Raw genomic sequence first — 12,958 nt, 5'->3', positions numbered from 1 at the left:
CTTCGATAGCAAGCATTTAGAAGAAATAACGTTTTCCAAAGGAACGGGGCACTGCTATGCAGTCAGAACAACAGCAGCGGATCATGGGTTACTTCATTGAGGAGGCCAAAGACCACCTCAACACCATTGAGCAAGGTTTGCTGAATCTGCAAAGCACCATCGAAGACTCGGAAATGGTGAATGAAGTCTTCCGAGCGGCTCACTCTGTCAAAGGCGGGGCAGCCATGCTAGGAATCAATAGCATTCAGCAGGTTTCGCACCGTTTAGAGGATTGCTTCAAACTCTTAAAAGAGTGCCCCATCAAAGTTGATCAAAAATTAGAATCTTTATTTCTCAGGGTGTTCGATACTCTGCACGAACTCCTAGAGCAACTTCAAGGACCTTTTGGTCTGACTGAAGATATTGCTAACGGTATCATGTCAGGCATTGAGCCGATCTTTACCGAGCTCACCAATCACTTGGAAGGACTGATCACTCAAGCGGGCGGTGTAATTCCAGTCGAAGAAGGGTCTAGCTTTATCCCTGTTGTGGTTGAAACAATCCCAACGCCAGTTGCAGCGGCTCCTCTGCATCAAGAAGAAAGTGCGTTGCTATTGCTTTTTCAAAGCGATGTGCCAACCCGCTTACGCGAAATGTTGCAGTTGTTCAAGCAGTCGGAAAGCTCAGAGAATCGAAAACAACTGCAAGACCTTTGCCGTAGCTTGGGGCAACTAGGTGAACCATTCGATTTGCCGAATTGGTGTAACTTGCTTGAGGTGTCTCGTCAAGCGATCGCCTGCCCTGATAATGCCTACCGAACTCTAGCTCCCATTGTCATTAAAGAAATCAAAAAAGCACAGGAGTTGGTTCTAGCTAACCAAGCAGCGACAATTTTAGCTGGGGACGCTCTGACCGTTCTAGTGCCTATTTCCGCCGCCGAAGCTGCAACAGAACCTACATTTGATGACCTTCTGGCTGGAGATCTCTTTGAACTCACTAATCAGCCGGAAGAGTCTCTGACTGAAGCCTTTGATTTATTTGAAACGGCAGAAGAGCCTACTTCTGATGACATTTTTGCTGTAGACCTCACTGAAGATAGTCCGTCAGATGGGCTTGAGGATTGGTTTAGTAGCCCTGCCCTAGAACCAGACGCAGTCACTAGCGACGCAGACCTCGGTTTAGATTTATCCTCCGACCTCAATGCAGACTTGGTTACGGCTGAGCAAGCTACAGGCGATCGCAATGGCCCTGAGGTAGGAATGGCGGAGCTAAACAGCTTGGCCGATCTGTTTGAAGGGGAAGTTCTTGATTTAGGCGTGACTTGGCAGGAAGAAGAAATTATCAGAGAGACTGCTGAGTCAGCAGATGGTTCTCTAGAAAGTGATGTCAACTCAGATGATTTCTCAGATTTACTCTTTGATGCAGAGAGTTCTGGGAATTCCAGTTCTAAGGCCAGGGGAGGAGATGACCTCGCTAGCTTGTTTGGCAGTGATGACTTGCTCAATGATGAATCTTTAGATTTTCAAGGCTTAGAAGATTTTACTGATACCTCACTGGATTCTGCGACAGCGATTGCCTTTGAAGATCAATCTGAAGAGCAACCTGATCTAGACTTTTTCGGAGATCTTGAGTCAGACAAGCCTGCTTTTGATAGTCTCGGCATAGAAGCAGTGGAAGACTCTATAGACGTCTCAGCAGACAACTTAGCCTTTGAACTATCGGAGTCAAGCTTTGAATTATCCGAATTTGAAGTGGTCGCTGATGAGATTGTCATTGAGGTTCCTTCTGACGATTTGGGAGAGTTCCCTGACTTATTTACTGAGTCTGATGAAAACGAGCTACTCTCTCTAGAAACTTCCTCTGAGGAGCTAACTAACGCGGCTGTTTCAGATGATTTCACTGATTTCTTCAATGAGCCTGCCCCAGAAACCTCTCTTGAGGGACTGGGTGATAGCGAACCTGATTTCTTCAGCGCTGAGCCAACCTTTGAGCCTGATGCAGAGCTAGAGGCCGCTTTAGAGGGTTCAGAATCTATTGGACTATTTGGTGAGGAATCTCCTAGCGATTTAGAACCAGGGATTCTAGCTGAAGATGAGGCAGATCTGACTGATTTATTTGGTGTCTCCGAGGAACCTTCCTCTCTAGATGCAGCTGACCTGTTCGTAGCCAGCGATGATCAAGACAATGTGTCAGATGACCTCTGGTCAGAGGAGACAACCGACTCAGCCGAGCCCGGGACTTCTTGGTTAGACGCTCCCATGAGTGAGGTAAATGACACTCCACTCGATCTATCACTGGCAGAGGCAGACTTAGCGGCTGAGCCAGAAAGCCTAGATTTTTCCTTGAAAACGTCAGCAGAGGCTGATTTAGATGATTTGTTTGCCACTTCCTCTAACGAGAGAGATGAACCTGATGTTGATGCGGACGCACCAGTACTAGACCTGGCTTCCGAGGAGCCTGTGGCTGCGATCGCCGACCCTTGGGAGGAACAAGGGCTGGCAGGTGGCGATTCTGAGCCTGAAGCGAGTTGGAACTTAGACGCTTTAGATTTAGATGAGGATCTATTAACGACTCCTGAAACAACGAGAGCTGACGGAGAAGATCCCTTTGCGATCGCTGAGCAGTTAGAAAGTCTTGATTTTGATCTAGAAACTGAGAATTCTGAAGAGGCATTCACTCTCGCTCCAGATGCTGATGAAGAGCTTCTGCTAGAAGAACTGACCGACAGTGCCGCCTCATCTGACTGGTCGCTGACTGAGGTTAGCGATCGCAATACAAGCGACGAGCTAAACCTAGCTCTTGGTGCAGATGAATCCCTAGACCTGTGGAGTTCAGAAGCTTTCGATCAGACAGACCTCCAGGAGGTGGTAGCAGACACTGATCTCAACAGTGAGCTTGACGAATCGTTACTCCTAGAAGAACCTACTGATGATGCCGAGTTTGCAGACTTATTGGCTGAGTCTGAGCTGAGCGATCGCAGTGACGATCTGGGCTTTGACCTGAGCAGTGATGAAACTAACGACCTCTGGGGAGACAATTTGTCATCTGGGGTTGATCTAGAGGAGCTATCACTCGCTACACCAATTGCAGCTACCGAAAGCGTTGATGATCTTGGGTTGGCAGAATCTTTTGCAGATGATGCCGAGCTAGCCGATCTCCTCACCGAATCCAGCGAATTCGGTGTCACCCCTGAAGAATTTGATTTTGAGCTAGCCAACTCTGAAGCTACAGATCTATGGCCTGAAGCCGTAACAGCCGAAACCGATTTGGCAGCGCTAAACGTAGAAGAAACGTCTGACTTAGGTGGCTCCGCTGACGATCCACTAGCCGACTTTTCGGTAGAAGCTAATTTTGCTGATCTCACCACTGATGCAGACGAATTAAACGCCAGCTCAGATGAGCTCGACTTTGATCTCATGGGAGCTGATGAGGCTGATGAATCTTGGATGCTAGAGTCTGTCGAAAGCTTGAATGAAGTTTCTGAAACCACAGTGGCAGAATCCTCGCTTTTTGATGAGGACTTGTCACCGGAAACAGTAGAATCCAATGCTGATTTAGGTGATTTAGAAGACTTCATGAGTGAGTCTCTAGAGGCGAGAGATGCCAACTCAGATTTTGGTGGGCTGAATGATCCATCAGATGAATTGCTACTAGATAGCTTGCCTACTGAGGAAACATCTGCCTTTGAAGACTTTAGTTTTGAGTCAGCGGCTGACACTTCGGATGAGTTGGATTTGGGTGACGAACTCACCCCAGCAGCAGATCTAGGAGACTTGTTCGATGAGCCTTCGGAGCCTGAGGCAAAGGCAGAGGCGATCGCTCTCGACTTGGGTAGCTTTGATGATTTCTCGTTAGATAGCTTGCCTGCTGAAGCACCTGAAGCAACTGAAGACTTTAGTTTTGAGTCAGCGGCTGACACTTCTGATGAGTTGGATTTTGGCGACGAACTCACTCCAGCAGCAGATCTAGGAGGCTTGTTCGATGAGCCTTCGGAGCCTGAGGCAAAGGCAGAGGTAGAGGCGATCGCTCTCGACTTGGGTAGCTTTGATGATTTCTCGTTAGATAGCTTACCGACTGAAGCACCAGAAGCAACTGAAGACTTTAGTTTTGAGTCAGTGGCAGACACTTCTGATGAGTTGAATTTTGGCGACGAATTAGCTCTTAACCTAGATTCCGAAAGCAATCACACTCAACTTAATGCTTTATCCAATGTTGAACTTGATGAGTCTTCAGAGGCTGACTTTGCCTTCGACTTAGACACTCCTGAAACTAGCCTGGACGAAAGCGAGTTAGGATTCGATAGCTTACTGAATGATTCTGAGCTTGATTTAACCGAGTCTCTAGCGCCTGTAGAACCATCTCTAGGTGCTGAGAGCGAACTAGATTTTGGCGACGAATTAGCGTTAGGAGACTTATTTGATGGCGAAGAAACCTCCGATAACCTCAGTGAAGCAAGTTTGTTTGACGAAGAAGAGGCAGATAGCCTCAGTGAAGTGGATCTGTTTGACGAACAAACATCAGATAGCCTCAGCGAAGCCAGCATTTCTGAGAGCATAGATTCCGAAAGTTGGCTTGAAGGCTTTGATGCAGATGAGGCTGATGCAGCTATCACTTCTGAGGTAGCTCCTGACCTAGACTCTGATAACAGCGATGAGTTTGGGGACTTCTTCCAAACGGAAAGCGTCGATACAGCAGAGGAGGAAACGGTCGATCTTTTTGCTGACTCCCCCACTACTGAATCAACTGATGAATTCGGCTTTGATGCGCTAGACCTCTCTGGCTTACCAGTTGCCGAAACGACTGAGCTTGGAGATGCCTTTACAAAGGTTGATGCAGAACTCGGCTTGGAAGACGACGTCACTACTAGCACTGAATCAGCACCAAACCTGACCACAGAATCAAGCTTTGACTTTGATGAGGTTGATCTCGATCTGTTTGATTTAGGAACAGATGCAATTCCAGAAGCTGCGGACGTGACGGATACCAGCTTTGGCCTAGAAGATTCCGAAGCAGCAGATCTCAATGACTTTGATTTATTTGCTCTAGATTCAACGGATGATTTTTCCGATGGGTTAGATTTGGGTCAAGCTCAGACTAGCCCCGATACTGCCGATGTTGGTGGCTCTGACTTAGATGACTTCCTAGCGATCGCTAGTGAGGATGATGGCTTTGACGGTAACTTTGAGCGCAATACAGCGCCCGCTGATTCTCTCGATAACTTTGATGACCTCGAAGCTTTACTGAGTGAGGATGATTTTGCTGCGCCACCCTCCATCTCAGAGGTAGGCAAAGACGACGCGGACTTTTCAGGATTGGAAGCGTTGCTGGACGAAGAATCTTTTGGTTCTGTTAATGGGCTAGGAGCGTCTGCGTTTAGTGCTACTGCCAGTGGTGCTGGAGCTTTTGACGGTGAATTCGATGATTTAGAGAAGCTTCTAGAGGATGCTGACAAAACCTTGGGTGGTCCTCCGACCGTTAAAACGAGCCGCGGTGCTGCTCCTCAGGCTAACCGTCGGCCAGGGCGTCGAGGCGGAGCAGGTTTTGCGGAGCAAACGATGCGGGTTCCGGTCAAGCACTTAGATAACCTCAGCAACTTGGTTGGGGAACTAGTGGTCAATCGGAATAGCTTGGAGCAAGACCAAGAACGGTTGCGGCAGTTCCTAGATAATTTGCTTTATCAAGTGCAGCAACTCAGCGATGTTGGGCAGCGGATGCGTGACCTGTACGAGCGATCGCTGCTGGAAAGCTCACTCTTAGCCAGCCGCCAAAGTCATCATGCCCCGGTACATGGTACCAATGGTGATGCCCAGAACAGCCACTCCACAGGAGCTAGCTTCGATGCCCTAGAGATGGACCGCTTTACTGGGTTCCATACCTTATCTCAAGAGATGATCGAGTTGATTGTCCGAGTTCGAGAGTCTGCTTCTGACATCGAATTCATCGTGGATGAAACCGATCAGGTCACCCGGATGTTCCGGCAGGTGACAACTCAACTGCAAGAAGGTCTGACCCGCTCCCGAATGGTCCCCTTCGCCCAAATTGCCGATCGCTTGCCGCGAGCAGTGCGGGATATTGCCCTCAAGTGTGGCAAGCAGGCTGAGCTGCATGTCGAAGGTCGAGAAACCTTAATCGACAAGATGATTTTGGAGCAGCTTTATGACCCCATGACTCACTTGGTCAACAACGCGATCGCCCACGGGATTGAAACGCCAGATGTACGGCAAGCGGCAGGCAAGCCTCCTATTGGTCGCATTACAATTCGGGCCTTCCACCAGGGGAACCAAACGGTGATTTCTGTCTCGGATGATGGGGCAGGAGTTGATCCAGATCGAGTGAAAACAAAGGCGATCGAGAAACGTCTGGTTACGCCCGCAGAAGCCAGGACTCTCTCGCGCTTGGACGTTTATGACTTGCTCTTCCATCCCGGTTTCACGACCAAGGATCAAGTTACAGATTATGCAGGCCGTGGAGTCGGCATGGACGTTGTCCGCACTAGCTTAGGTGAGATTCGTGGTGCTATCACTACTGACTCTGCCGTCGCGAAGGGAACGACGTTTACTATTCGCCTTCCCCTTACCCTGAGCATTTCCAAAGCTCTCTGCTGCATCAGTAATCGGGCTCGCATTGCCTTCCCGATGGATGGGGTAGAAGACATGCTAGATGTGCCTAAGGAGCGGATTCAAGCTAATCCTGATGGGCAGCCTTGTATTCTGTGGCGCGATTTGCTGCTACCCTTCCGACCGTTATCTGACATTCTCAAGTACAACCGTTATCTCGGTCGTGGTAGCGTCTACGGCGGTAACCAAGAAGATGACATCGTCTCCATTGTGGTGCTTCGTAGTGCTGGCAACTTCATTGCTTTGCAGGTCGATCAGGTCTTGGGCGAGCAAGAAATTGTAATTAAGCAGCTTGAAGGCCCTGTACCTAAACCAATCGGGGTTGCTGGTGCGACAGTTCTAGGGGATGGTCGGATTATGCCGATCGCGGACGTTTTAGAGCTAATCGACCTGTCTATGGGTCGGATTCGCCGAGAAGCTAGCACGACGCTATGGGATCAAAACGCTGAACCTCCTGTAGCGGAAGCCGTTGCCAAAACTGACCCGACGGTTCTGATTGTGGATGACTCGATTACAGTACGTGAGCTGTTGTCCATGACGTTCAACAAAGTGGGCTACCGAGTTGAACAAGCGCGTGACGGTCAAGAAGCTTGGGAAAAACTGCGCTCTGGTCTGCCCTGCGATATGGTGTTCTGCGACATTGAAATGCCTAGAATGGACGGCCTAGAGTTGCTATCTCGGATTCAGAAGGATTCCACCCTCAACCACATCCCAATCGCGATGCTGACCTCGCGGGGTGCCGATCGCCATAGACAGATGGCTGTCCAGCTCGGTGCCAAGGGCTACTTCACTAAGCCTTATCTAGAAGAAGCTTTACTAGATGCCGCTCAGCGAATGCTAAAAGGTGAAGTCTTGATTGCTGGTAGTGGGAGCCATGCGTAAGCTCTAGCTCACTTACTCAGACCTAGGAGCGATCGCGCCATTTCAAGGAGGGAATCACGCTTTTGACGGGTTCCCTCCTTTTCAGTCTCACGGAAAATATTTTTTGCCCCTATTCTTCTCTGACTTGCCACCATGCCCCACTCCAAGGAATCTTTCGCTTATCCTTCCAGCCCGCAAGGGTCTCAAGTTGACGCCTATCACGGTGTTGAAGTCCCCGATCCCTATCGCTGGTTAGAAGACCCGGATTCCGAGGAAACTCAGGCATGGGTAGAAGCCCAAAACCAAGTCACTTTTCAATTTCTCAATCAAATTGCGGTTCGCGATCGCCTACAGCAACGCTTGACCCAGCTCTGGGACTATGAAAAATATGGCATTCCTTTTCGGGGTGGTGATGCCCAAAAGTATGGCGTCCCGGAGCGTTATTTCTACTTCAAGAATGATGGTCTGCAAAACCAGAGCGTCCTCTACACGCTGACCTCGCTTGATGCTGAACCTAGAGTTTTGCTGGACCCTAATAAACTCTCCGAAGACGGCACAGTGGCTCTTTCTGGGCTGGTGATTAGTGAAGACGCTAGGCTCATGGCTTATGGTCTCTCCACATCTGGGTCCGATTGGCAGGCATGGCAAGTTCGAGATATTGAAACGGGGCAAGACCTAAGCGATCGCCTGGAGTGGATTAAATTTTCTGGGGCTGCTTGGACTCATGACAATCAAGGGTTTTTCTACAGCCGCTACGACGAACCCAACGAAGCGACTAAGCTGGAAGCCATTAATTATTTCCAGAAGCTCTACTACCATCGTTTAGGCACGCCTCAAGCTGAAGACGTGCTGATCTATCAACGATCTGATCAACCAGAATGGGGCTTTAATGGCGGTGTCACCGAAGATGGCCGTTATTTAATCATCTCAGTTTGGCGCGGCACCGATCCCAAGAATCTAGTGTTCTATAAGGATTTGTCGAACCCTAATGCCGCCGTGGTTGAACTGATTTCTGAGTTTGAAGCTAGCTATAGCTTTATTGATAATGACGGTTCAACCTTTTGGTTTCAGACTGATTTAGAAGCACCACGGGGTCGCGTAATCGCAATCGATATTCAGGCTCCAGACCGGGAAAATTGGCGGGAACTGATTCCCCAAGCCGCTGAAACCCTAGAAGGTGTGGGTCTACTCAATCATCAGTTTGTAGCTTCCTACCTCAAAGACGCCCGCAGTCAAATCAAAATTTTTGACTTAGGGGGTGCTTTTGTTCGAGAAGTAGTACTCCCCGGAATTGGCTCAGCCGGGGGCTTTGGCGGACGACGAGAGGATACAGAAACGTTCTATAGCTTCACGAGTTTTACCACTCCGCCGACCATCTATCGCTACGACATGGTGAATGGGGAAAGCAGCGTTTTCCGGCAGCCAACTGTCGCTTTCAACCCTGACGATTATGAAACCAAACAGGTTTTTTACGCCAGTAAAGATGGGACTCAAGTGCCCATGTTTATTACTCATAAAAAAGGCTTGCAGCTAGACGGCAACAATCCCACTTACCTCTATGGCTATGGTGGCTTTAACGTGTCGCTGACACCTAGCTTCTCAGTTAGCAACTTGGTGTGGATGGAACTAGGTGGTGTGTATGCCATGCCAAATCTGCGCGGCGGGGGTGAGTACGGGGAGGAATGGCATCAGGCAGGGACAAAGCTCAACAAGCAAAATGTGTTTGATGACTTTATTGCCGCAGCCGAGTGGCTGATTGCTAACCAATACACCGCTCCTAACAAGTTAGCGATCGGCGGTGGGAGTAATGGTGGCTTGTTGGTCGGCGCTTGCATGACTCAACGCCCAGATTTATTTGCCGCAGCATTGCCCGCAGTTGGTGTGATGGATATGTTGCGGTTCCACAAGTTCACCATTGGCTGGGCTTGGACTTCGGACTATGGTTCTCCGGAAGAGCTAGAAGAGTTTAAGGCGCTTTACGGCTACTCACCGCTGCACAACCTGAAGCCAGGGACTGCTTATCCTGCCACTCTAATCACCACGGCGGACCATGACGATCGCGTGGTTCCTGCCCATAGCTTTAAGTTTGCCGCAGCGCTTCAAGCTGCCCACCAAGGTCCTGCTCCAGTCTTGATTCGGATCGAGACTAAAGCAGGGCATGGTGCAGGCAAACCCACAGCCAAAGTAATTGAGGAAGTGAGCGATCGCTGGGCTTTCTTAGTGCAGATCCTTAATATTCCAATCGCCGCTAAAGGTTGAAGTTTCATCTTGAGGAAGAGTGACAAGCTCTCTCTAACGTGCGATCGCGGTTCTTCCTATTTACAGAACTCACCCCATAGGCACCCTCGTTAACATGTTTACAAAAGTTAAATATTTTAATGAGAGTGCCTTTATCATGCCTAATTTACTAGCAGCCACTCAAGACTATTGGCGCAAGTTAAACGAGCTACAAGCGGCTTACCAACGGGGAGAAGTGTCACTGCCCGAAGTAGATGCTAGGGTGGCCGAGCTGATGAGCGAGTTGGGGCAAGAGCGACGGGCCGCGATCGCCTTCACGATCGCAAATATGCGCCATTTGTGGCATCAGCAAAGAGAAATGATTATGGGCGTGAGTTTGCTGAGTGTGCTCACTTACGCTTGGGCAGTTATGCCTTAACTCAGGCAAAATCCTACAGCAGAAAATTTGAGTTTCCGGAACTTTTTGAGTTTAATTACGTCATCGTTTGGTAACGTCATAGCGGATCGCGACTCAAGTAGCCTGTGATCAACCGTTGCGCTCCAAATTTGCGCTCCAGAACGGTTGTGCCTGCTATAGTTGGATGCGATCGCTCACCCAAGCGCGAGACAATTTATGAAACGATTTCTAGCTGCCCTTGCCTGCATTCCTCTCACTCTGACGGGTTCAGTTTTTGAACTCACGCCTGCTAGTGCTGCCCCCACAGCCGCAGCTCAACAGGCGCAACAGCAACAAAGAGCTAAAGAACAAAGGGCTAAGGCTGCCAGTTATCGTCGTTACATGCGACTAGGGTACGCTGCGAATAAACAGCGAGACTACCAAACCGCCCAATCGAGTTTTCAAGCTGCGCTCAGAATCCGTCCTGGCGATCCTTATGCCACGAAAGCTCTACGTAACGTTAGAGGGTTTGTACGACGCAACGAGTTAATTAGGGCTGCTAACGTGGCGCGGCAAAAGCGTGCAGATGCCTTGGGTCAAACGTTACAACAAGCAACCGCAGGGCAAGATTGGCAATGTGCAGTGGCGGTGATCGATAATTTAACCCCTTTGTTGCCTGCCAATTCATTAAAACGAGCTGAACTGCTGGCGTATCGTAGTCGGCTACAAGGGTTGATCGGGGCGGAAGCAAATGTCACCCGCTGGTCTACTATTTGTAGCCAAGCTAGTCTAACGGCGCAAGGCCGCTAAAGTTTCTAGCAGCGATCGCCTCTCCAGTAGGCGCAGAAATTCCAGGAAGCTCAGGAAGCGATCGCTCTATTCAGAAAAGGTTTATTGAAGAATTAGCGATACAAACTGCCATCGGGCATGGTGGCACCTACTAGAATTGCTTCGGCTTGGTTGGTATCAGCGATATCTGCTCCTCGGAGGCTCGCTTCTGCCAGGTTAGTTTGCCACAGGTTTGCTTGCATCAGCTTAGCCCCCCAGAGGTAAGCGCGGTAAAAACTAGCTGCGGTTAAGTTGGCTTCGCAGAGATTCGCTGCATTCAGGTTTGCGCCCGTTAAGTCTGCTTCAGTCAAATCCGCAGCACTGAGGTCTGCTTTACTCAGAGTTGCTTCGCTTAAGTTGGCTCGGCGTAAATCTGCTTCACTCAAATTAGCAGCATGTAAGTTCACTCGAATCAAACTCGCAACTCGTAATTGGGTTGCACTCAAGTTTGCGGCTGTGAGGGTGGCTCCATTCAGATTGGCTCCGCCTAGCTTGGCAGCACTTAGATTCACGCCATCTAAGTCAATTCCATTCAAATCCACACCATTCAAAAAGGCGGCACTGAGTTTAACGCCATTAAGTAACGCACCATTGAGAGCAGCGCCACTCAGCCGTGCCCCGGTCAAGTTAGCCCAGCTAAGATTCGCCTTGCTGAGATTAGCGGAGCGAAGATTGATATTTCGCAAATCGGCTCCACAGAGGTTAACTTCTTGCAAGTTCGCGGCTCGTAAGTTAACTGCTGTCAGGATGGCTCCGCTCACTTTAGCGCCTGTTAAGTCTGCTTTAACGAGAAATGCCCCTTTGAGATTGGCTTTGGTTAAGTCTGCATTCGTTAATCGGGTGTACCCCAGTTTGGCGAAACTCAAATCTGCTGAATAGAAAAATGCCCCATCTAAGTTTGCACCCGTTAAGGAAGCCCGACTCAGGTTGGCAGACGCAAACGAGGCACCTGTAAAGTTAGCACCTGCCAGATTTGCTCTTTCCAGGTTTACCCCAATCAGATTGAGGCCCCTAAAGTCTCTTTCCCCTGCTGCATAACGTTTCAGTAATTCATCCGCATTCATACTATGACCTCGCGATCGCTCTGGGCGGGTAATAGGTTTAAACTGCCCAAACCAAAAACAAGTTCAAAATAAATGTATCTATTGACACAAAGCGTTATACAGCTTCAACATCCTTGAGTCCCAGCTCACCTGAGTTTGAGCAAATTTTGAGCAAAGCTGTCTACCAAGGCTAGTGCCTGAAATTACTCGATTGTGTAAGTGATGCTGATCTGGCTCAAAACTCTTACCTCTGTAGAGGCCGCAGGATCGTAGGGAGGTGCACCTGTACTGGGAGGACTGAGAGGATTGGCAGGCCCCCCCACCTTAGAACCGCATTTAGAAAAAGCAGAGGGCGAGCCTAGGACAGGCAATTCTGTAATTTGCAAAACGGCTCCGAGCCGAACTCGCACTGCTGTTGCTAAAGCTCGCAGACGATCTTGGGCATCGCTTAAAGCGGCTCGCCGGGAAGCATTTTCTAAAGGCTTACAGTTTCTGACAGCATACTCCGCCCCAATGCTTTGAACGGCAAGACGATTGGTTTTCTGGGCTGCATTGTTCACGGTTAAAACCACTTCTTGGACCCGGGGACGAGTTGGCTTTTCGAGTAAAACAATTACGTCAGCGCTTTCGCTAGAAGTTACTTGCACTGTGATGGCCTCGGCTGGAACACCGATGGCTTGTAACGCTGTGACTACCGGTTGTAGGACCGCAGGTTGTAGCGGTCGATTACCCACTGCCAACTGATTTGGCGCTCCTGCATCTGCACCAAACGGATTACGAGTGATTACTTGAATCTCCAGCCGAGCTATATCCGCTGGAGCCGTTACCTGTCCTTGCCCCAACACTGTAATGTTGCGTGGAGCATTCACCAAAGGAGTAGCAGGATAGGCAACCTGAGCAATGGAGGTAGAAACTGCAAGTTGCGGTAAAGCTTTCAGCTCAATGGCCTTCACCTGGGGCGGAGGTAAGAGGAACGCTGACGAAAAAAGTGCTGCGATCGCGATCCCTTTCATGGG

At 49.5% G+C, this 12,958-nt stretch carries 6 protein-coding genes; 4 read left to right on the top strand and 2 right to left on the bottom strand.

Annotated features, from left to right (window positions below; all coding sequences use genetic code 11):
- Positions 1–56 precede the first annotated feature (56 nt).
- The 4 genes from NDA01_RS07950 to NDA01_RS07935 all read left to right on the top strand — a co-directional run bounded on the left by NDA01_RS07950 (position 57) and on the right by NDA01_RS07935 (position 10,881).
- Entirely contained in the window at positions 57–7,478 is a 7,422-nt protein-coding gene (locus NDA01_RS07950) for a response regulator (protein ID WP_348227510.1), read from the top strand.
- Between the two features lie 132 nt (positions 7,479–7,610).
- Positions 7,611–9,716, top strand: coding sequence for a prolyl oligopeptidase family serine peptidase (locus NDA01_RS07945; RefSeq protein ID WP_348227509.1), 2,106 nt, complete (start codon positions 7,611–7,613; stop codon positions 9,714–9,716).
- A 136-nt stretch (positions 9,717–9,852) separates the two neighbouring features.
- Positions 9,853–10,113, top strand: a complete 261-nt coding sequence (locus NDA01_RS07940) for a hypothetical protein (protein WP_348227508.1) — start codon at positions 9,853–9,855, stop codon at positions 10,111–10,113.
- A 195-nt stretch (positions 10,114–10,308) separates the two neighbouring features.
- A complete protein-coding gene (locus tag NDA01_RS07935; RefSeq protein ID WP_190551368.1) occupies positions 10,309–10,881 on the top strand; it encodes a hypothetical protein in 573 nt (190 codons plus the stop codon).
- Between the two features lie 92 nt (positions 10,882–10,973).
- Here the strand turns inward: NDA01_RS07935 and NDA01_RS07930 are convergent, their stop codons facing one another.
- Both NDA01_RS07930 and NDA01_RS07925 read right to left on the bottom strand, forming a co-directional pair.
- Complete coding sequence (locus NDA01_RS07930; protein WP_348227507.1) at positions 10,974–11,963, bottom strand: pentapeptide repeat-containing protein; 990 nt, start codon at positions 11,961–11,963, stop codon at positions 10,974–10,976.
- Between the two features lie 182 nt (positions 11,964–12,145).
- Complete coding sequence (locus tag NDA01_RS07925; RefSeq protein WP_348227506.1) at positions 12,146–12,955, bottom strand: SIMPL domain-containing protein; 810 nt, start codon at positions 12,953–12,955, stop codon at positions 12,146–12,148.
- Between the last annotated feature and the right edge of the window lie 3 nt (positions 12,956–12,958).

The sequence above is a fragment of the Trichocoleus desertorum AS-A10 genome, assembly GCF_039962155.1.
Lineage (GTDB): Bacteria > Cyanobacteriota > Cyanobacteriia > FACHB-46 > FACHB-46 > Trichocoleus.
The sequence above is the reverse complement of the archived record's forward strand: the minus strand, read 5'-3'. Positions and strand labels throughout refer to the sequence as shown.